Origin of the sequence: Bradyrhizobium sp. 138 (assembly GCF_023074075.1) — a bacterium.
GTDB lineage: Bacteria > Pseudomonadota > Alphaproteobacteria > Rhizobiales > Xanthobacteraceae > Bradyrhizobium.
This window is the reverse complement of sequence record NZ_JADPKT010000071.1, coordinates 1-21,641: the sequence shown is the minus strand read 5'-3', so window position 1 is coordinate 21,641 and position 21,641 is coordinate 1. Positions and strand designations below refer to the sequence as shown.

The following is a 21,641-nucleotide window of genomic DNA, read 5'->3' as shown; positions in this document are numbered from 1 at the left end:
GCAAAAATGGACCGGCTGCTCCAACTCGAGGTCTTCTCCAAAACCGCTGAACTCGGCAGTCTTTCCAAAGCTGCCGAAATCCTGCGGATGTCGAACGCGGCCGCGAGCCGCCATCTCAGCGCGCTGGAGGATCGGCTTGCGGTCCGGCTGATCGAGCGCAACACGCGCCGGCAATGGCTGACTGAAGCCGGGCAGGAACTGCTGCAGCGGTGCAGCACGCTGTTGAACGAGCTCGCCGAAGCCGAGGACGCGGTCTCCGACCGCGCGCTGTCGCCGAAGGGCATGCTGCGCGTGACGTCTTCGCTGTCCTTCGCGATGATCTATCTCGCGCCGATGCTGCCCGCCTTCCGCGCGCTCTATCCAGATCTCAGCGTGCAGATCATCAGCGCCAACCGCTATCTGGACTTCATCGAAGCCGGCATTGATGTGGCGATCCGCACGCGCGAGCACGAGCCGGATTCCAACATCATCGTCCGCCGCATCGGCCAGATGCATCGTGTGCTTGCGGCGGCTCCCTCCTACCTGGAGAAGCACGGCCGGCCGGAGCATCCCACAGATCTCGCCCGCCACAACATGCTGATCTACAATCTCGCCAACGATCCCTATTCGCTGCGGCTGAGCCAGGGCAGCACGACGCAGACGGTGCGGATCGCGCCGACGCTCGACAGCAATGACGGCCAGATCATCTGCGGCGCAGCGCGCGCAGGGCTCGGCATCCTGATCCAGCCGCTTTACATCGTGCAGGGCGATATCGCCGCCGGCCGGCTGGTGCCGGTCCTGATGGGCTGGGAGCTGCCGCTGCTGACCATGAACATCGCCTATCAAAACCGCGTCAGGCTGCCTGCCAAGATCAGGGTGTTTTCCGATTTCCTGGTCAGCTATATCCGCGAGCATTCGGAGCCGGGGATCTGGATCGACGCGGCGAAATGAGCGGAGAGCATCCATGTATCTCGGCATCGATCTCGGTACCTCCGCAGTCAAGACCGTTCTCGTCGATGACGCCCAACGCGTGATTGCAAGCGAGAGCCGGCCGCTCGCGACCGCCTCGCCGCTAGCAGGCCATTCCGAGCAGGATCCCGCGCAATGGATCGATGCGACCTTCGCCACGCTGGATGCCCTGAAAGCAACGCATCCCGGCGCGCTGGCGGATGTCAAAGGCATTGGACTGTCCGGCCAGATGCACGGCGCCACGCTGCTCGATGCGAGCTTAAAGCCCTTGCGGCCCTGCATCCTCTGGAACGACGGACGTGCGGCCGCTGAGTGCCGTATCCTGGAGCAGCGCTGGCCCGCTTTGCGTGCGGTCACGGGCAACAAGGCCATGCCGGGATTCACCGCGCCAAAGCTGCTCTGGATCGCGACGCACGAGCCCGACATCTTTGCGGCGACAAGGCTCGTTCTGCTGCCAAAGGCGTACTTGCGTCTGGTGCTGTCGGGTGACGCCATCGAGGACGTCTCGGATGCGTCGGGATCCCTTTGGCTCGACGCCGCGCGCCGGGACTGGTCGGACGCAGCACTGGCCGCGACGGGCCTGTCGCGCGATCAGATGCCGCGTCTCGTCGAAGGATGCGCGCCCGCAACGACACTGCGCAGCGAGCTGGCGCGGCGCTGGGGCATGACCGGGCAGTCGGTCATTGCAGGCGGCGCGGGCGACAATCCGGCAGGTGCCATCGGCATCGGTGCGATCCGGCCGGGAACCGCGTTCGTGTCGCTGGGAACTTCGGGCGCCTTGCTGGCGCCGACCGACAGGATTGCCGCAAACCCCGATCGCGTCGTGCACACCTTCTGCCATGCCATTCCCGGCATGTGGATTCAGGCTGGCGCGATCCTGTCGGCCGCTTCGTGCCTGGCCTGGGCCGCGCGGCTGTTCGGCGTCACCGAGGCTGAGTTGCTGGCGCCGCTGGGGTCGCGCCCGCAGGCACCGTCGCCCGTGAGCTTCCTGCCTTATCTTGCGGGTGAGCGGACGCCGCATGACGATCCCGTCGTGCGCGGCATGCTCGATGGTTTGAGCCATGGCACCGATCGCACGGCGATCGTGCAGGCGGTGCTCGAAGGCGTTGCCTTCGCGCTTGCCGATTGCCGCGACGCGCTTGCGGGGGCCGGCATTGCGATCGCGGAAGCCGACGTCATTGGCGGAGGATCGCGGTCGCGATTCTGGCTCTCGGTGCTGGCAAACGTGCTGAATGTCCCGGTCCATCGCTTTGCCGGAGGTGAGACCGGCGCGGCGTTCGGTGCGGCGAGATTGGGGCGGCTTGCTGTCACCGGTGAGGCAATCGCAACTGTTTGCACGCGGCCGCAACGCATCGAGACGTTCGAACCTGACGCCGGGCTGACGGATGCTTATGCCGAGCGGCATCCCGCGTGGCGCGAACTGTATCGGCCGCGCCACTAGCGCCGCCTCGACGTTGCATTCTCGTGTGTTCGGTATTGCCCTGGCCTGCGGCCTTTTGTTTAATGCGTGAACCGCGCTGACGGAGAGATCGAGACGCGGGTGGGAAACGCATTGTGCGCCGGGAGGCACGATGAACGATCCGATCCTCGAGATGCGCGGGGTCTCAAAATCCTTCTTTGGCATCAAGGCACTGCGCGGTGTCGATCTCACCGTCTATGCCGGCGAGGTCCATGCCTTGATGGGCGAGAACGGCGCCGGCAAATCGACGCTGATGAAGATCCTGTCGGGCGCCTATCGGCCTGATCCAGGCGGCGAGATCCGCATCGAAGGACACCCTGTACGGATTGAAGGTCCACTCGGCGGCCGCAACGCAGGCATCTCCATCATCTATCAGGAGCTGTCGCTCGCCCCCAATCTCAGTGTTGCCGAGAATATTTATCTGGGACGCGAGATCTCGCGTTCAGGGATGCTGGCGCGCGGCGAGATGCGTGAGGGCGTCGGTCCCATCCTGAAGCGGCTGGGCGCAGACTTCCTGCCATCGACGCTGGTGGCGCATCTCTCCATGGGCCAGCGGCAGCTGGTCGAGATCGCGCGTGCACTGCACGCGAGATCAAAGATCCTGATCATGGACGAGCCGACCACGGCACTGTCGGCGGGCGAGAGTGCGCGGCTGTTTGCGCTGATCCGCCAGCTTCGCTCCGAGGGGCTTGCCATCATCTATATCTCGCATCGCATGGATGAGGTCTACGCGCTCGGGGACCGCGTCACGGTGCTGCGCGACGGCCGGCTGGTCGGCTCGCTCGACAAGGCCGAGATTCGCGCCGATACCATCGTGCGGATGATGGTGGGACGCGACGTCTCCTCGTTCTACAAGAAGGATCACGATCCGGAGGCGGGGCGGGGACATCCCGTGCTCGCCGCGATCGACATGGCCGATGGTCAGCGCGTCAGGGGTTGCTCGCTCACCGTGCATGCGGGCGAGGTGGTCGGCCTCGCCGGCCTGATCGGTGCCGGCCGCACCGAGCTTGCGCATCTCATCATCGGCGCGCTGCCCAAAACCTCCGGCCGGCTTGAGCTGGAGGGCCGCCCGGTCGAGATCCGCACGCCGGGCGAGGCGCTCGAGGCCGGCATCGCCTATCTGACCGAGGACCGCAAGGCGCTGGGCCTGTTTCTGGACATGTCATGTCTGGACAACATCAATCTCGCTGTGCTCGCGCGCGATGCGAAGCTCGGCTGGTTCCTGGATCGCGACAAGGCGCGCGAGCGCGCCGACAGGGCATTCGCCGGCCTCAGCATCCGCGCCGCCAATGTCGGCGTCCCCGCCGGCGGCCTGTCCGGCGGCAATCAGCAGAAGCTGCTGCTGTCGCGGCTTCTCGCGATTGCACCAAAGGTGCTGATCCTCGATGAGCCGACGCGGGGCGTCGATGTCGGCGCCAAATCCGAGATCTATTCGATCATCGACAATCTGGCCAAGGCCGGCACCGCCATCCTCGTCATCTCGTCCGATCTGCCTGAAATCATCGGCATCTGCGACCGGGTTGTGGTCATGCGGACTGGGCACATCGCCGGCGAGGTGATGCGCGGTCCCAATTCGCCGCTGACACAAGAGGATATCATGGCGCTTGCCACGGGAATGGAGCATCTCGATGCCTGACAATGGTGCTTCGCAGGCCCAGCCTGCCGCGGCCACGGCGACCAACGGTGCTGCCGCCGAGACAAAGCGCCAGCGGGTGCGGATGCTGATCAGCGCGCTCGGCATGCTGCCGGTGCTATTGATTCTCTGCGTCGGCTTCCATTTCCTGTCCGAGGGACGCTTCTTCACCGGACAGAATCTCGGCATCGTGTTGCAGCAGGCCGCCGTGAACACCGTGCTCGCCGCGGGCATGACCTTCGTCATCCTCACCGGCGGCATCGACCTCTCGGTCGGCTCGATCCTGGCGGCCTCGGCGATGGCCGGGTTGACGCTCTCCAAGCTGCCGGAGCTCGGAATGCTGTGGTTGCCGGCCTCGCTGCTCACCGGCCTTGGCTTCGGGATCGTCAACGGCGCGCTGATTGCGCTGCTCCGCCTGCCGCCTTTCATCGTCACGCTCGGTTCTCTCACCGCCGTGCGCGGCCTGGCGCGGCTGCTCGGTGCCGACACCACCGTGTTCAATCCATCCATTCCCTATGCCTTCATTGGCAATGGCTCGCTGACGCTCATTCCCGGCGTCGCCTCGATCCCGTGGCTCTCGGTGATCGCCTTGCTCGTCATCCTCGTCTCGTGGCTGGTGCTGCGCCGGACCGTGCTCGGCGTGCACATCTATGCGGTGGGCGGCAATGAGAGCGCGGCGCGGCTTGCCGGCATCAAGGTCTGGGCCGTGCTGATCTTCGTCTACGGCGTTTCAGGACTTTTCGCCGGGCTCGGCGGCGCCATGCAGGCGGCGCGGCTCTATGCGGCCAACGGCCTGCAGCTCGGCCAGTCCTATGAGCTCGACGCGATCACCGCCGTGATCCTCGGCGGCACCTCGTTCGTCGGCGGCATCGGCTCGATCTGGGGCACGCTGGTCGGTGCGCTGATCATCGCGGTGCTGTCGAACGGCCTGATTCTCGTCGGCGTCTCCGACATCTGGCAATATGTGATCAAGGGTCTGGTGATCATCGGTGCCGTCGCGCTCGATCGCTACCGGCTGCAAGGCTCCGCCAGAACATGAAAGGCTCCGCCAGAACTTAAGGTTTCGGCGCACATGACTTCCGTTGCGGCAACTGGTCTGCCGCGCCGGAGACGAAGACAGACCAGGGAGGAAGTCCATGTTGAAGACGATCATGCTCGCCGGCGCCGCGATGGCGCTGGCTTTAAGCACTACGCCATCCTTCGCCAAGGAGCTCAAGTCGATCGGCGTCTCGCTGGGATCGATGGGCAATCCGTTCTTTGTCGCGCTGTCGAAGGGCGCCGAGTTCGAGGCCAAGAAGACCAATCCCAGTGTGAAGATCACGACGGTCGGGTTCGAATATGATCTCGGCAAGCAGGTCACCCAGATCGACAATTTCATCGCTGCCGGCGTCGATCTGATCCTGCTCAACCCCGGCGATCCCAAGGCGATCGGGCCGGCGATCAAGAAGGCGCAGGCCGCGGGCATCGTCGTCGTCGCGGTCGATACCGCGGCCGAAGGCGCCGATGCCACGGTAACCACGAACAACGTGCAGGCCGGTGAGATCTCCTGCCAGTACATCGTCGACAAGCTGGGCGGCAAAGGCGACGTCATCATCGAGAACGGGCCGCAGGTCTCCGCCGTGATCGACCGTGTCGTCGGCTGCAAGAACGTGTTCTCGAAGAACGCCGGCATCAAGGTGTTGTCCAACGACCAGGACGGCAAAGGCTCGCGCGAAGGCGGCCTCACCGTTGCGCAGGGCTATCTGACCCGCTTCCCCAAGATCGATGCCATCTTCGCCATCAACGATCCGCAGGCGATCGGCACCGACCTTGCGGCGCGCCAGCAAAACCGCAGCGGCATCATCATCACCGCGGTCGACGGCGCGCCCGATATCGAAGCCGCGCTGAAGGATCCGCAATCGCCGCAGATCCAGGCCTCGGCCTCGCAGGATCCGTTCTTCATGGCGCGGCGGGCCGTGCAGGTCGGCGTCGGCATTCTCAATGGCCAGAAGCCTGCCTCGACCGTCGAGCTGCTGCCGTCCAAGCTCGTGACCAGGGACAACGTCGCCGAGTACAAGGGCTGGACCTCGGATCGCTCTCAATAAGCGTCGTCCGTCGTCGACGCGGGCCATCTACGAAATGACGGGCGGTATGATTGATTCACGCCGCCCGTAGCGCATGGCCGCCAACACGCGCTGCTCCGCATTAGCGGGCGGCGGAGGAACTGGTTCGCGCGGGGAACACGGCCGATGGAAGTCCGCTCGCGAAGGCGCGGGTCTTGGGTTGGACACGCGATCCGTCGATCAACTCGAGCCGGCCGCAGCGATTCAGGGTGTGGAGCTTCCTGCCGGGCCATAGCGGTCCGGGCCTCAGAGAATGCCGCACGATCTGCTTGAAGGCGGTCGGCGACAGTTCGACCACTTCCGCCAGCGCGAGCGCCGCGCCGTATCCGTCGGTGCAGTTCTGGATCGGGCGCCACAATTTGTCATTGAGCGTGACGAAATTTCCAGCTGGCCGCGTGCTTGCGCGGTCGATCAGGACCGGATTGCTGGCATGGGGCAACCAGGGGCCCAAGAGGTGATCCGCATAATAGATCGCCAGCGAATCCGAATAGCCGCCCGTTCCGTCGCGCCAGGCGCCGAATAGATAATGCAGGCCATTGTGCCGCGTGATCGTGACGTCGGCGAGCTCGAGGCCTGAAAGGAGCGTCGCGTGTCGCTCCCATCTGTCCGGGAAGCGGACGCATTTGTAGAGGGCGACATCCCCGTTGGTCGAACTCTCCGGGATCATCCACAACTCGCCACCGTCCTCGATCAGAAACGGATAGGAGAGGTGCCAGGGCTCCTCCAGCACCGGCACGACCTCGCCGACCGGTCCACTGTCACCGAACTCGATCGCCGAGATGATGCCTTTTCCGACACGGTGATCGAGATCCTCGAAGAAGACGAAAGTTCGTCCCTGCCAATTGATGGGGACAGGATCGGCGTAGAAGTGATTTCCAGGATCACCCAGAACATTCCAGCTCGGACCCGATAGATCTCCGGTCTGCCAGACGCCCGCGCCGTCATTGAAGCGCCATCCGATATGCCAATGCGGGGCATAGCAGCAGAGGCGATAGATCTCCTTGGCGATCGAGACGGCAAGGCCGCGCGTGACGTAGCCCAGGGGTCCGCGGTGCGAGCCATTTCCAGCGCGGCGTGCCAGCTGCGGCACAATGCGCGGCCGTCCCGACAGGATCGCCGCCACCATGGTCAGGGTTCGCGCCATGACGGTTTCGAGTGCGCCGCTGAGGCCCGCGGCAATTTCGCCGGATGGATGGCCGCGATCGAGGACCGAACCGTCGACGTCGTCGATGATGTCGATCACCGGCAGGTCGCCGGCGAGAATGGCGGCGAGTGCGGCGTTTTCGCCTGCAACGCCGTTGAACAGCGGACGGAGATAGCGCGGTGCGGAGCTGTTCGGATCGCGCGCACCGCCGGTGAAATCGACGATCACGTCAGCCGTCTGGTTGCGAACCTGCGTCCGTTCCGGAGCGACGTTCAGCCTGTTGGCGCCGCTGGGCTTGCCCTTGTGCAACACCATGCGTTCGAGCTCGAACAGGGCGTCGAGACCTGCGGGCCGTGGCTCGGCCGTTGCCACCCATGCAATTTGAACCGGAACGTTGCGGCCGTCGATCGACAGCGTGTCGCGGTCCATCCAGCGCCGCGCGTACTCACGTTCACAGCGAAACTCGATGATCATGTCGAGCCCATCTATTCCAACCTCTCAGGTCAAGTGACCTGGCTGAGAATTCGAACGTATTCCTCCACCATGGCATCTACCGAATAGCGCAACTTCAGGCCCTTGGCGTTTTGTCGCAGTTCATCGCTCAGATGCTGGTCCGTCAGCAGCCTGGAGACGGTTGCCGCGAGCTTGGTATGATCGGAGGCGTCGACGAAGAGTGCAGTCGGCTTTCCTTCGTAAGACAACACTTCGCGCAAGACGGGAAGATCGGTCACGACTGAGGGAACCCCGGCGTTCGCAGCTTCGACCGCGGCCAGACCGAAGGTTTCCGCCTGCGTCGGGAATACAAACACGTCCAGACAGGCAAGAAAATCCGCCATTCGGCTGGGGGGGATCTCCCCGAGCAAATGCAGCCTGTCCGATACCTTCAATTCATTCGCCAGCAGCCTTAACCGGGCTTCGTCGGCGCCCTGGCCGGCGAGCGCAAGATGCCAGGACGGTTGATCCGGCAACAGACGTATCGCCACGTCGAGCCGCTTGTGCGGATGCAGCCGTGCCGCGCAGCCGAGCAATACGCGATCCGGCGGCAGGTTGAATTTCCGTCGCGCAGCCTCCTTCGACAGGGTGAGAGCCTTGTCGTCGAAGCCGTGCGGCACATGCACCATGCGCGACCGGTAGGCTGCGGGGTAGCGCGAATATTCGCGCTCCATGTCCTGCGAGTTGAGCGTGATGCGGTCGAAGAAGCCGACGCTGCCCATGACGATGTCGGCGGTGCGCACCGGCCAGCTCATCGCCAACGCGGATGAAACCTGATTGGCGATGACAGGTGCGCCGCTGACGAGGCGCGTCATGCCGGCGCCGATGACGTTGCCGAAATGCTGGAAGGTCAGGACGGCGTCGGGTCTGATCGTTCTGATATGACGACCGAGCGTCCACAACATCCGCGACAGCGCCACCGGATTGCCGGGCCGGCTCGACGCGCAGTAGAGCGTATCGGGCGGTTCGTCGAAAGAATCCGATTTGCGGAAGAAGAACAGATTGGTGACGCGGTAGCCGCGAGCGATCAGCCCGGCGCCAAGCAGCCTGGAGATCTCCTGCGCACCGGCGTTCTCGGCCTGGGTTTGCGCAAGAAGCACGTGCAGCTTAGCTCCGCTGCCGTCCGGCTGCGCGAGGGCTGTCGCGGCGGTCTCACCCAATTCCTTGTTCGGCTGATAGTGCAGCACGGATCCCGACCCGCTAGAGAAACGAAATCTTCACCTTCTTGGCTTCGTACCTATCATGCGCCCATCGCGCGGACATCGGCTAGCAACAAACGGAGTTAATGCGAGGCTCGGCAATCGACGTCATTCGCACCGTCATTTCGCTGGTTCCCGCATGGTGCGTAGGAAGTACGTTAACCAATCGATCTTGCGCACCGCCGACGCGTGAACGCTGCCTAGTCACTGGAATCGGCGCCGCGAACTGCATAGCTGCCGCGTTTCATGGCGGTGAAGCGCAAAAGCACGAGAATTGAGGGATCGACCCCTGATCGCCGGCGACAGAGGACGTTCAGGGCAATGGTCGCGAGCGCCAGCGACACCGTCGCCGAAATCGCAGCGCCAAGCACGCCGAGCCAAGGAATGAGAACGAGAAATCCCACAAGCCGCAGCGCGACGTTGGCGGCAACGACGGGAACATAGATTCGTTCATGGCCGGTCAGCTGCAGGATCGCAGCAGACGGGCCGCCTGCGGCCTGGATGGCCGTTCCGATCGCAAGCACGATCAAGACCGAATGCTGCTCGGTGAAATGGGGCCCGAACAGGTTGAGGAGATAGGGGCCGCCGATCCAGATCGTGGCGAGCCCGGCGGCCACGCAAAGCGCGGTCACTTCCGCCATCAACCGCAAGGTTCGTTCGAACTCCCGATGATTCTTGCTGAAATACAGCGAGGGAAGCCGGCGCGCGCCGAACGTGTACAACGCCGCGGACACCATGGCGAAGATGTTGGCGAGCCGCGAGGCCGCAAAGTAGATTCCGGCCGTCACCGGATCCAGCATCCAATAGACCAGGATGACGTCAAAATACTGGTTTGCGACCTCGAGGATGGATGCAAGCCAGAAGTGGAGGGCGCTCGACCGCCAGCGCGAGGTTTCGGAGCGCGCCGCCGTGCCGCGCAGATCCGGCAGCACGCGGGCGACCGAAATGATCTGCGCAGCCAGGCTGACCGACATGGCAATCGTCATCACCGCGAACAACTCGGCGGGATCGAGTTGCCGGTGCGCGAGCAGCATGGCGAGCAGAAAGACGACGACGATGACCCGCCAGAAGAACTCGCGATTGCCTTCGCCCATGAGAATGCTGACGAGGGAGCGTGCGACCTGACTGCCGAGCATCACGCCGGCATTCACGGCCGTGTAGGCCGACACCGCAAGGATCAGCAGCCACCAGTCGCCCCTCATGTTCGCCACGATGCCGATGCCGACGATCACGACCAGCATGGCGGCCGAGGCAATCTTGAAGCTCGAGAGGAGGATACCTTTGATGAGGTCCGGCCTGTCGCCGACCTGATACTCGTTCAGGAAGCGCACCAGCAACGATTCCTGACCGACCAGTCCCACGACGGCGGCGATCTGGGCAACCGAAAGCCAGGTCGCAAAGATGCCGAAGCCGTCGGGCGACATCGTTCGTGCCGCCAGCGAGAACACCGCAAACGCAAGCGCGCCGCTACCAACCTTGAGGAGGATGGTCCCGACGACACCGCGTGTGACGTCACGCCGCAACAACTGGAGGATGGATCCGATCATGGAAGTCTAAGGAGCTGCTCTTTCCTGAAGAGACATGTTCCGATATCGGCGACAACCTAGCATGCTGAAAAACTGCGAGTGTTAATGGGTGGCAAGCAGGATCTTGCGGGCGACGACATCGCGGTTCTGCCGGTTGCTTCACTGTGGAACATCGTCGTCCCTCATAGTCTCAAATAGAACAGGGCCTGGCTCGGACCGATTGACGGCGTGCGCCGCATCGACGGCCGCGAAAAGGCGAGATCAGCCGTTTGAACGGGGTTGGCGCGCCGAGATCGGCCCCGGAGCTGCCAGAAACCGGAATTTCCGGAGAATCCCGAGCAAGAGGCGTGCCGGCCATGGTCGGACGACCGGCTCTCTATCCTGTTAACCTCGATATCGAGAAATGATCGCGTTTGGTCCTGCGATGCGACATCAGGCCGGAGAATTGCACGTGCGACTTTGGTTGACCGTGGGAGCCCAGATCATGACCGAGCCGATCGCCACAGCTGACACTTCGAGAACCGTCGCGGACATCGCGATCGTCGGCGGCGGGCTTGCCGGCTCGCTCGCGGCGGCGGTGCTGGCGCGGGCAGGGCATCGCATCGCTCTGATCGACAAGCGGGCGGTCTACCCGGACGAGTTCCGGGTCGAAAAGATCGGCGGCCATCAATTGGCGATGCTCCGCAAGCTGGGCTTCCTCGATGCGCTCGGGACTGTCGCTTGCCGATATGATCAGGTGCTCAATATCCGGGAAGGCAAGGTGGTCGATGTCAGCGTCGGCCAGGCTTATGGATTTCCCTATGCCGATCTCGTGGCCATGGCACGCAGCCAGCTGCCCGATCCATCCAGCCTGATCGTCGACGAGGTCACTGCGATCAGCTGCAGCGATGACGTCCAGCATCTCGAGCTCGCCTCCGGACGGCGTGTAACCGCGCGCCTCGTCGTTCTGGCCACGGGCATGGCGGGAGCACCCGCCTACAAGCTCGGCATCAAGCGGCGCGTGCTGGCCGAGCGGCATTCGGTTTCGTTCGGCTTCACGATTGCGCGCCAGGACGCTCGCCCGTTCGATTTCGAGGCGCTGACCTGCTATGGCGAGCGCACGGCTGACGGCATCGACTATCTCAGCCTGTTTCCCGTCCGCGCAGGCATGCGGGCCAATCTCTTCATGTTCCGCGATCCGACCGATCCGATCATGCGTGAGCTGCGTCGCGAGCCGGAAGCGACACTCTTGCGTCTGCTGCCGGGATTGCAGCCCTATCTCGGCGATTTCCGCGTCACCGACCGGGTCCAGAACTGGGTGATGGATTTGACCGTCGTCGAGGGACATCTCCAGCCCGGAATCGTGCTCATCGGCGATGCGTTCCAGACCAATTGTCCCGCCGCCGGCACGGGCGTCGCGCGCCTGCTGGTGGACGTCGATCGTCTTTGCACCGAATATGCGCCGCGTTGGCTCAAATCCGCCGGCATGGGCCAGGAGAAGATTTCGCAATTCTATTCCGATCGCGACAAGATCGCGGCGGACCAGCAGTCCCTGAAGATGGCGCGCTTCCGTCAGGCCCTGACGTCTCGTAGCGATATCGGCTGGGATGTCCGGCGGCGGCTGCACTTCCTGCGGCGCAGCCTGGCGCACCGCGTCGATCAAATGCATCCGGGCTGGCTTGGACGTGTTCGCGGCGCGCTACGCGCCTGAGCGCTGCGTCGCTTCGCTTGCCGTCCGTCAGCGCGTGGGCGTCGGGGTGCGGGCGGGCAGCAGCCTCAAATCCGACAGTCGCTTGGCCGCCAGTTTGAGCCAGGGAGCCTGCTTCAGCGCGAACAGGGCAACAGTGCCTGCGGTGCTGCCGGCTTTGGTGACCGCCCACATCGGCGAAGGCTGTGCGCCGAACAATTTCTTGTAGGGTTCGTCACCAATGGTGAAATCGAGCATCTGATCCCCGCACGCGATACACTCCCGCGCCACCTGCTCGAACATCAGCGCGCCCAAGGACTGGCTCTTGTACCCGGCAATGTCGAAGGCACTCATGATGATGAGGAAGCTGTCCCGATGGCACAGTCCGAGCACGGCGGCGATCACCTCGCCGTCCATCGTCATTGTGTAGAGGCGCACAAAAGCGCCGAGACCACGAAGGGCCACGTCGGAATAGAAATCGAAATATTCCGGACGCTGCAGCAGATCTCCGTCGCCCTGCGCCTGAAAGCGCGGACCGCGAAACTTCTTCATCACCTCCAGCGCCTCAAGCACGGAGACGCTGTCGTTGCAGCATGAGAAGCTCAGCGCGCCTTTCTTCTGGAGCTGGCGATATTTCTTAGCAAGCTCCTTCTGATAGGAGCGATCGATCGCACTGGCCCGCCATTGCTCGAACGGCGCGACCAGAACCGTCGCGTAGGCATTGGTGTCCATCGCGACGCGGCGCGATGCAGCCAGGAGGTTCTCGATCGGAAGCCGCCCGTCGGGCAGCTTGGTCATTCGGAGCAGGTCGAAGGGACGAACGAGGCGCCGGATCTCCGCGCATGCCGCCGCGTCCTCGAGCAGCTGCGAAAACAATTCGGGGCTGCAGACCGGCGCCAGATAGTCGGAGACGCGCAGGTCGGCGAACTCGACGGTTCGGACGGGGCCGCGCCGGATCCGGAGCAGGGGCAGCACCATCGCCAGCGCCCCCGTCGCGCGGTGGCGGACCACGACGACCAAAGCTGCTGCGCGCGCTGCCGGCGCGAGCCTGGTATAGAGGCAATGCAGCCAGATCGGATGCTGGAAAGCGGTGGCGGCCGATCGACCAAACAGCTCGGCATATTCTTCAGACAAAAAGTCGAACGACTGCTCGACGGCGATGTCGAAATTGTTGCTATGCCTGTTCATGCGCAATCAGGGAAACCGGACTATTCGCGAAAATCGATCGAGCCGTAGCTGCGCTTTATAGCAGGGTCGTTACGGGCTAGACACCGGCGGCGTGCGATTTGCATTAATGTGTTCAACCGCGTTCGTATCGTTACCAAACTCTTAATTCCGCGGTCGCTCGTCCCGCACGTCTTTCAGGCGCCACATTCGTGTATGATGACAGGTTCAGTCCCGAACATGCAGAAGATGTCCCTGCTCTCTCGGCGAGAACTGCTCGATATGGCGGCGGGGATCGCGGCGCTTGCCGCCTGGCCCGGTGGCGCAGCCGCTGACGAATACCCCTCCCGCCCCATCAGGCTGGTCATTCCCTACACGGCAGGCGCCGCGGGTGATCAGATCGGCCGGCCCTGGGCCGACAGGATCGGCACGCTGCTGGGGCCGATCTATGTCGAGAATATCGGCGGCGCTGGCGGCGCGATCGGCACCGCCGCGGTGGCGCAGAGCGCAGCCGACGGCTATTCGCTTCTGCTCGGCAATGGCAGCACCCAGGTGATGATTCCGCTGTCCTCCGCGCAGCCGGCCTATGACGGGGTTCGCGATTTTCGCGCCATCTACCGGCTGATCACCAGCACGCTCGCATTCGCGGTTCATCCGTCCTTGCCGGTCAACGACTTGCGGGAGCTGATCGCTTTTGCCAAGGCCAATCCGGGCAAGCTGTCGTACGGCACTCCGGGCGTTGGCACTGGCAATCATCTCGTCGGCGAGACGTTCAGACGGCAATCGGGCCTTGCAGAGGACTTCGTCCACGTCCCGTATCGGGGCATGGGGGCCGCGACCAACGACCTGGTGAGTGGCCAGATATCGTCGGTGATTGCCGTGGTGTCGAGCCAGATCCTGCAACTCCACTCTGCGGGCAAGCTGCGGCTGATCGCCGTGACGAGCGAGCGGCGCTTGAGTGGCGCGCCGGACATTCCGACCGTGATCGAATCCGGCATGCCGGGCCTCAGCTATGCCGGCTGGTTCGGCTTGTTCGCGCCACGAGCGACCCCGGATGTGATCGTGGAGCGGATCGCCGCTGCGACCCGTGCGGCGATGGCCGATCCACAGTTGCAGGAAAGCTATCGTTCGCAAGGTCTGGAGCCGGACGTCGATTCAGGGCCCGACAAGTTTCAGCGCCTGGTCGAGGACGAGCTGGCCCGCCTGGCTCCCATCGTCAAGTCGATCGGGCTCAAGCGCGACTGAGATCACGTCGGGCGTGCTTGCCGGCGTCTCGCAACAAGAGATTCGAAATTCGATCACTCGGAATTTTGAAGCAGATGCTGCGGCAGTTTCAATTGCGTCTCGTCATTCTGCACGCGGTCGCACGCATCGTTGGAATCGTTCCAGACAGGTTTCCACCGCGCTCATCGATGATCGAGACATTCTAAATCGCAGCGCACGCATTTTCGTTGCCGTCCCCATAGCGCCTTCCTAGAGAGGGCCCTTGATGAGGGATTTTCTGCAAATGCGGCGTATCGATGGGGTTGAGACGGTAGCTCGCTTTGGTGCGGCGCTGCTGGGTGGAGTAGCGTTGCTCACGTGGCTTGAATCGCCTGCGCGATCCCAAACGCCGCAAGGTGGCAGTTCCATTCCGCCCGTGACTGTCGATGCTCCGGCGCAGCAGTCGGCGCGCCGTGCGCTGACCAAGCGAAACGATGTCCGGGCCCGATCGATGGCGCGGCGCGCCCCGGCGCGTGGCGCCCCGCAAGCCGAAACTGCCGCGGCGCGACCGCAATCGGGTGTCGTTCCCGCCTTTGCAGGCGGCGAGGTCGCGCGAGGCGCGCGGCTGGGACTGCTCGGAAATACCGACACCATGAAGTCACCATTCAACGTGACGAGCTACACGGACAAGTTCATTCGGGATCGGCAGGCGGCAACGGGTGCGGATGCCCTGATCCTGGATCCATCCGTGCGAAGCTCCCACCCGACGGGCGGTGTGGTGGACTCCTTCAACATTCGTGGATTCCCGATCAACGAAGGCAACAACGGTGAGTTCGCCTTCGAGGGCCTTTACGGAATCGCGCCGACATATCGCATCTTTACCGACTACGTCGAGCGCATCGAGGTGCTCAAAGGTCCATCCGCCGCGCTCTCGGGCATGGCACCCAATGGCGGCGTCGGCGGCATCATCAATGTCGTGCCCAAGCGTGCGGAAGAGGATTTGACCCGCTTGACCGCAAGCTATGGCTCGGTTGCCCGCTTCGGCGGTCACTGGGATGTTGCGAGGCGCTACGGCAACGGCAAGGAATGGGGCGTACGGGCCAGCGGGAGCCTCCGCGACGGCGACACGCCGATCGATCGCCAATCCGAAACGACAGGTGTCGGATCGCTGGCCCTCGACTATCAGGGCGAACGGTTCAGGTCATGGCTCTATCTCATCGCGCAAACCGATCGGTTCGATGCTCCGTCGCGTCCGTTTCTGATGGCTCCCGGCCTGCAGGTGCCGAAGGCACCGGACGGCAAGTTGAACGTGACCCAGCCCTGGGAATGGTCGCACATCACCGACAAATCGGCGTTGCTGCGGACCGAATACGATCTCAGCGACCAGGTCACGCTGTTCGCCGACGTCGGCGGCTCCAAGACCAATGTCGAGCGATTCTTCGGTCTTCCGACCATTGTCAACACCAGCGGCGACACGACCTCGACGCCTCAGTTCTTTGGCCTCAGCATTGATCGAACCACATATGACGGCGGTGTCCGCGCCCGCTTCGATACCGGCTTCGTTCACCATGCCCTTGCCTTCCAGGCTTCGGTCTACCATGACGCACTGTACCGGCGGCTGACCAATGGCAGCCTGGTCACCTCGAACATCTACAATCCGACCGTCGCGCCAACTCAGTTTGCCAACGAAATTAGCGGCCGCCCTCGGCTCTCGGACAGTGAACTCACCGGGCTCTCGATTGCCGACACCATGTCCGTGCTCGATGAGCACGTCCTGTTGACCTTGGGTGTCCGGCGCCAGGGCATCGAAGCGCACAACTATGCTTCCAATATAGGGACGCTGACGTCGTCCTATGACAAGAGCGCCGTCACCCCGGTGGTTGGCCTCGTCGTCCGTCCCCAGGACAATGTCTCCTTGTACGCCAACTATGTCGAAGGTCTCGCCCGGGGCGACGTGGCGCCTCAGACCGCGTCCAATTTCGGCGAAGTGCTCCCACCCTATGTCGCCAAGCAATACGAGGCCGGCATCAAGGTGGACTTCGGCCGGATCGCAGCCACCTTCAGCGCCTTCGAGATATCGAAGGCGAGCGGCGAGCTGTCCGCCGGGCGCTTCGCGGCGACCGCCGAACAACGCGTCCGCGGGCTCGAGTTCAACGTCTACGGCGAGCTCATGCCGGATGTTCGTCTCCTCGGAGGCCTCTCGCTGCTGGACGGCACCCTGACGAAGACCGCCGTTGCGGCCAATATCGGCAATACGCCGATCGGCGTTCCGAACGTACAGGCCAATATCGGGGTGGAGTGGGATCTTCCCTGGATGAGAGATCTCACATTGAACGGGGCCGTCATCTACACCGGCAGGCAGTTCGTCGACAGCGCGAACAAACAGCCGATTCCGGATTGGACGCGTCTCGATCTCGGCGCCCGTTACACCACGGCGATCAACGGCAAGAAGACGGTTTTCCGCGCAAACATCCAGAATGTGACCGGCGAGAGTTACTGGTCGAGCGTGGCTTCGTTCGGAACGTTCTTCCTGGGAGCACCACGCACATATCTGCTGTCGATGACTGTGGACATGTGAAGCACCGGCGCACGCTTGCGTAAGACGCAGTCCGGCATTCCGCTCCGGCGCCGCGATGGACACCGGATCAGTAAAGTCTCCGTCGAATCAATGACGTAACTTCCGTTTCGGTGTGCCTTCGGCCGCAAGGTCGAAAGTGGCGCGGCTCTTGCTCTTGCCAGTATGAGGGTTCTTGATAAACCTCATACCGCGGGATCGGGTGGATGGAGCAAGCGGTGAGGCGGACCTTACGGGCGATCGAATCCGGAACTTTGGTGCTGTTCGGGGGGCTCATTGCCGCCAACATCGCTGCATGGGCCTGGGCCTTCGCGCTGTTCGGCGACCGGCCAACGGTGCTGGCGACTGCGCTGCTGGCCTGGGTGTTCGGTCTGCGCCACGCCGTCGATGCCGACCACATCGCTGCCATCGACAACGTGGTGCGCAAGTTGATGCAGACTGGCGGCGCGCCGCACAGCGTCGGCCTCTATTTTGCGCTCGGCCATTCCACGGTCGTCGTGGCCGCGACCATATTGCTTGCGCTCGGCGTGGTGAGCCTTGGCGGCGACAGCCTGCTCAAGGAGATCGGCGGCTTCATCGGCACGTCGGTGTCGGCCCTGTTCCTGCTCGCGATCGCGGCCATCAATCTCGTCATCTTCGCCGGCCTGTGGCGGACGTTTCGCGCTGCGCGGCAGCAGGGCGTCCACGACGCCGAAGGCCTCGAGACGCTGCTCGCCAAGCGCGGCGTCCTCGCGCGACTGCTTGGACCGCTGTTCCGCCTGGTCACGAAACCATGGCACATGTATCCGCTCGGCTTCCTGTTTGGACTCGGCTTCGATACCGCAACCGAGATCGGCCTGCTCAGCATCTCCGCGACCGAAGCCGCGCACGGCGCGTCGGTTGCAGATGTGCTGGTTTTCCCAGCGCTGTTCGCATCCGGCATGGCACTGGTCGATACCGCCGATTCCGCGCTGATGGTCAGTGCCTATCGATGGGCGTTCGTCGATCCGCTGCGAAAGCTCTGGTACAACCTCACGATCACCGGCGCCTCCGTGGCCGTCGCGCTGTTGATCGGCGGCATCGAGGCGCTCGGCCTGGCCGCCGACCGGCTCGGCCTGACCGGAGGCGTGTGGACGCTGGTCGACGGCATCAACGAGTCGCTCGCCAATGTCGGCTTCGCCGTGATCGCGCTGTTCGCGATCGCCTGGCTGGCCTCGGCCTTGCTCTATCGCCGTATCTTTGCCGACGGACGGCACCAGGGCGCAGCGAAAGCTCTGGAATGCGCCGATGCGACCGAAACGGCGTGAGCCCGGTCGTGGCAGCGCGCTGACGGCACTCTCGGCCCTGGTGTTGCTCGCGGATGATGGCCGCGCCTTCGCGCAGAGCAGGGACGCCTCACGCGAGCTGCCGCCAATCCAGATCGCTGGCGGCGAGACCGCGGCGCGCAAGAAGCCCGTCGCATCGCGCCGCTCCGGCAAGCCGCTCTCGGCTGGCCACCGCATCTCAGTGCATCCGGCGCCAGCGCAAGCGGCGGATGGGCGCAGTGTCGCCTCGGGCGCAAAGGGCCAGCCCGGCATGGCCAGCGAAATCACCATCTCCGGCGAACAGCTCAATGCACGTCCATTCACGCGGCCGGGCGAAGCCCTCGAAGCCGTGCCGGGTCTCATCGTGACGCAGCATTCCGGCGAGGGCAAAGCCAACCAGTATTTCTTGCGCGGCTATAATCTCGACCATGGCACCGACCTTGCCATCACCGTCGACGGTATCCCCGTCAACATGCGCACCCACGCACACGGCCAGGGCTATGCCGATCTCAACTGGCTGATTCCGGAAACCATCGCCGCGGTGGATGTGCGCAAGGGCCCGTACTTTGCGGAGGAGGGCGATTTTGCCTCAGTCGGCAGCGTCCATATCGGCCTGATCGACCGCACCAAAGGGCTGGTGCAAATGAGCGCCGGCAGCTTCGGCTACCGCCGTCTGCTCGGCATGGATTCTGCGAAGGTCGGTGACGGTGCGTTGCTGGTGGCCGGCGAGATCGGGACCTATAACGGCCCGTGGGACTACCCGGACAATGTGCGGAAGCTCAATGGCCTCGTGCGCTACAGCCAGGGCACCGCGACCGACGGCGTGTCCGTCACCGCCATGGCCTATGCGAACAGATGGAATTCGACCGACCAGGTGCCGCAGCGTGCGATCACCGCCGGCTTTCTCAGCCGCTTCGGCTCGGAAGATCCAAACGACGGCGGCAGTACCAACCGCTTCGCGCTTTCGGGCCGCATCGCGCAGACTGACGATGCGGGTTCGTGGAAGGCCAATGCCTATGTCGTGAAGAGCCAGCTCGACCTCTTCAACAATTTCACCTACTTCCTCAGCGATCCCGTGCTCGGCGACCAGTTCCACCAGCACGACGATCGCCTGATGCTAGGTGCCAACATCTCGCGCACGCTGAACGGTTCGCTGGCCGGCCTGCCGATGCAAACCACCTTCGGCCTGCAATCGCGCTATGATGCCGTCGACCTCGCGCTCACCAACACCTTCCGGCGCGGCTTTCTTTCCAATATCCGCAGCGACAAGGCCGGCGAGGGCAGCGTCGGCGTCTATGCCGAAAACACGGTGCGCTGGACGGACTGGCTCAGGACGACGGTGGGATGGCGCGGCGACTATTATGCCGCCGACGTCACGTCGCGGTTCAATGCCAGCAATTCCGGCCGCACTGACGCCGCGCTCGGCAGCCCGAAATTTCGGATGGTGCTCGGTCCATTCAGCCAGACCGAGTTCTTCCTCGGTGCCGGTTACGGCATGCACTCCAACGATGCCCGCGGCGCGACCACGACGGAGGACCCCGGTGATCCCGCGACGCGGCTGAGGCCATCGCCGCTCCTGGTGCGCACCAGGGGTGCGGAGGTCGGTGTTCGCAGCAAAATCGTTCCCAGCCTCGATACCTCGCTCAGCGTCTTCATGCTGGATCAGGATTCCGAGATCCTGTTCGCCGGCGATGCCGGCGACACGTCGGCAACCCGCGTCAGCCGCCGCTACGGCTTTGAATGGACCAGCCACTACCGGCCGAGATCCTGGATCGACATCGACGCCGATCTCGCGATGACGCATGCGCGCTACCGCGGCTATGACAGCGGGCAGGCGGAGGTCTATGCCTCGCTCGCCGGCTATCCGGAGGCGCAGCTCGGCAATGCGCCCGGCAACTACATTCCGAACGCGCCGGCGATGGTGGCGTCAGCCGGCGTCACGCTGGGCGAGACAACCGGCTGGTTCGGAACCTTGCGCTGGCGCTATCTGGCGTCGAGCCCGCTGACGGAGGACAATGCGTTCCGCTCCTCGGCGGTCAGCATCTTCAACGGCCGCGTCAGTTATCGCATCGACAATGGCTGGCGGCTTCAGCTCGATGTGCTCAACCTGTTCAACACGAGGGCGAACCAGATCACCTATGCCTATGGCTCGCTGCTCAAGACCGACACGCTCTACAACCTCTGCACATCGGGCGCCGCGCCAGCGGCAGTCTGTCAGAATGGCGTAATGGACTACGTGCTGCACCCCGTGGAGCCGCTGACGTTCCGGATGACTGTCGCCGGGGCGTTCTAGGTTTGCCCGAGCAGCCTGTGTCGCCCTCTGTCAATCCCTCTTGTTTAAAATATTCCACTTTACCGAAATTCGGTTTTGTCGTATGTGTCGGCCATCCCGGCTCACCAAGAGGGGCGATCTCGAGGTCGTCTTGATCGCGAGCCGGGCTTGCGGTGGACGCGGCAGCGTCGGCACGAGAGGTGCGGGCAGGGCGGGTAGTCCCTGTGAGCCCGAGGCCTCGTGCGGACGAACGGCGCTGTCAGGTTCGTCTCGCCTGTAAGTTTTCAGCTCCGTCGACAGGGCTGGAAATACTGCGGGCGATAGGGCGGGCCGTGCGTACGGCAAAACCGTGTGGTCCTGGCCGTCGTTGCCACGGTCAAGTCTTCGCGAAGGTGCGAGCGAGCCCAACCGGGCAGACTGCATCATCCAATTCGCGAGGCGAGGGAGGCCAAAGGAAAGTTCGGCTCCCGGGAGAGCACGGCATAAGCCGTCCGACCATCGCGCAGGGAAGGCCGAGTGATCGGCACCACCTGTATGCTGCTGTGCGGTTCTTCCTGCGTGTGCATTTCGCGCAGCGGACCGCGGGTGCCTGTCGGCACCCGGCCTTCCCTGCGCCCTCTTGGATTTGAGGGTGGAGCGACGAAGCAAAGCTCGGGCGATTCCAGCCGCGAGAGCGAGAAGGCATGTCTGCGTGTCACAAGCTCGATCTCGTAGGGTGGGCAAAGGCGCTCTTGCGCCGTGCCCACGATCTCTCTCAGTCGTGAAAGATACGTGGGCACGTTTCGCTTTGCCCACCCTACGGCACTCCTCGTGCTTCCGCGAGGATGAGAGACGATGGGTTTCGCTTCGCTCTGCCCATCCTACTTGCTGCTCGCACCTCAGATCCTATGGGGCGGCGGGTGGTCAAGAGGTTAGGATTGGATTGCCAACCACCCAGCCTCGGAGGACCAAGATGATCAAGCTCGATCGCACTGA

14 protein-coding genes are annotated in these 21,641 nt (G+C 63.7%); 10 read left to right on the top strand and 4 right to left on the bottom strand.

The features are described from left to right. Positions 1-6 precede the first annotated feature (6 nt). The 5 genes from IVA79_RS23550 to IVA79_RS23530 all read left to right on the top strand — a co-directional run bounded on the left by IVA79_RS23550 (position 7) and on the right by IVA79_RS23530 (position 6,124). Entirely contained in the window at positions 7-930 is a 924-nt protein-coding gene (locus tag IVA79_RS23550; RefSeq protein ID WP_247557234.1) for a LysR family transcriptional regulator, read from the top strand. A gap of 13 nt (positions 931-943) precedes the next feature. After that, positions 944-2,389 carry a xylulokinase gene (xylB, locus tag IVA79_RS23545; RefSeq protein ID WP_247557232.1) on the top strand — a complete coding sequence of 482 codons (1,446 nt, stop codon included), beginning with the start codon at positions 944-946 and terminating at the stop codon, positions 2,387-2,389. Between the two features lie 130 nt (positions 2,390-2,519). Further along, the gene (locus IVA79_RS23540) at positions 2,520-4,043 is read left to right on the top strand and encodes a sugar ABC transporter ATP-binding protein (protein ID WP_247557230.1); all 1,524 of its coding nucleotides are present in this window, start codon (positions 2,520-2,522) and stop codon (positions 4,041-4,043) included. Continuing rightward, positions 4,036-5,079, top strand: coding sequence for a ribose ABC transporter permease (locus IVA79_RS23535; RefSeq protein ID WP_247557228.1), 1,044 nt, complete (start codon positions 4,036-4,038; stop codon positions 5,077-5,079). Before IVA79_RS23540 ends, IVA79_RS23535 begins: the two co-directional genes overlap by 8 nt. Positions 5,080-5,176: 97 nt before the next feature. Next, complete coding sequence (locus tag IVA79_RS23530) at positions 5,177-6,124, top strand: ABC transporter substrate-binding protein (RefSeq protein ID WP_247557225.1); 948 nt, start codon at positions 5,177-5,179, stop codon at positions 6,122-6,124. A gap of 100 nt (positions 6,125-6,224) precedes the next feature. On the opposite strand, the gene IVA79_RS23525 is transcribed toward IVA79_RS23530, so the two are convergent. From IVA79_RS23525 to IVA79_RS23515, 3 genes are all read right to left on the bottom strand, one after another. Beyond that, positions 6,225-7,760 (bottom strand): hypothetical protein, encoded by a 1,536-nt coding sequence (locus tag IVA79_RS23525; RefSeq protein WP_247557220.1) that lies wholly within the window; start codon positions 7,758-7,760, stop codon positions 6,225-6,227. A gap of 29 nt (positions 7,761-7,789) precedes the next feature. After that, the gene (locus IVA79_RS23520) at positions 7,790-8,965 is read right to left on the bottom strand and encodes a glycosyltransferase family 4 protein (protein ID WP_247557216.1); all 1,176 of its coding nucleotides are present in this window, start codon (positions 8,963-8,965) and stop codon (positions 7,790-7,792) included. A 212-nt stretch (positions 8,966-9,177) separates the two neighbouring features. After that, positions 9,178-10,524: a polysaccharide biosynthesis C-terminal domain-containing protein gene (locus IVA79_RS23515; protein ID WP_247557214.1), complete on the bottom strand. Its 1,347-nt coding sequence runs from the start codon at positions 10,522-10,524 to the stop codon at positions 9,178-9,180. A 442-nt stretch (positions 10,525-10,966) separates the two neighbouring features. On the opposite strand from IVA79_RS23515, the gene IVA79_RS23510 reads away from it, so the two are divergent. Next, a complete protein-coding gene (locus tag IVA79_RS23510) occupies positions 10,967-12,193 on the top strand; it encodes an NAD(P)/FAD-dependent oxidoreductase (protein WP_247557586.1) in 1,227 nt (408 codons plus the stop codon). A gap of 27 nt (positions 12,194-12,220) precedes the next feature. On the opposite strand, the gene IVA79_RS23505 is transcribed toward IVA79_RS23510, so the two are convergent. Beyond that, complete coding sequence (locus IVA79_RS23505) at positions 12,221-13,357, bottom strand: GNAT family N-acetyltransferase (protein WP_247557212.1); 1,137 nt, start codon at positions 13,355-13,357, stop codon at positions 12,221-12,223. 225 nt (positions 13,358-13,582) lie between these two features. On the opposite strand from IVA79_RS23505, the gene IVA79_RS23500 reads away from it, so the two are divergent. The 4 genes from IVA79_RS23500 (at position 13,583) to IVA79_RS23485 (ending at position 20,687) form a co-directional block, all read left to right on the top strand. Continuing rightward, entirely contained in the window at positions 13,583-14,578 is a 996-nt protein-coding gene (locus IVA79_RS23500) for a tripartite tricarboxylate transporter substrate binding protein (RefSeq protein ID WP_247557583.1), read from the top strand. A 244-nt stretch (positions 14,579-14,822) separates the two neighbouring features. Further along, on the top strand, positions 14,823-17,114 hold the full coding sequence (locus IVA79_RS23495) for a TonB-dependent siderophore receptor (protein WP_247557210.1): 2,292 nt from the start codon (positions 14,823-14,825) through the stop codon (positions 17,112-17,114). Between the two features lie 203 nt (positions 17,115-17,317). Beyond that, a complete protein-coding gene (locus IVA79_RS23490; RefSeq protein ID WP_247557208.1) occupies positions 17,318-18,397 on the top strand; it encodes a HoxN/HupN/NixA family nickel/cobalt transporter in 1,080 nt (359 codons plus the stop codon). Further along, the gene (locus IVA79_RS23485; protein ID WP_247557206.1) at positions 18,378-20,687 is read left to right on the top strand and encodes a TonB-dependent receptor; all 2,310 of its coding nucleotides are present in this window, start codon (positions 18,378-18,380) and stop codon (positions 20,685-20,687) included. The genes IVA79_RS23490 and IVA79_RS23485 overlap by 20 nt, the downstream gene beginning before the upstream one ends. Positions 20,688-21,641 lie beyond the last annotated feature (954 nt).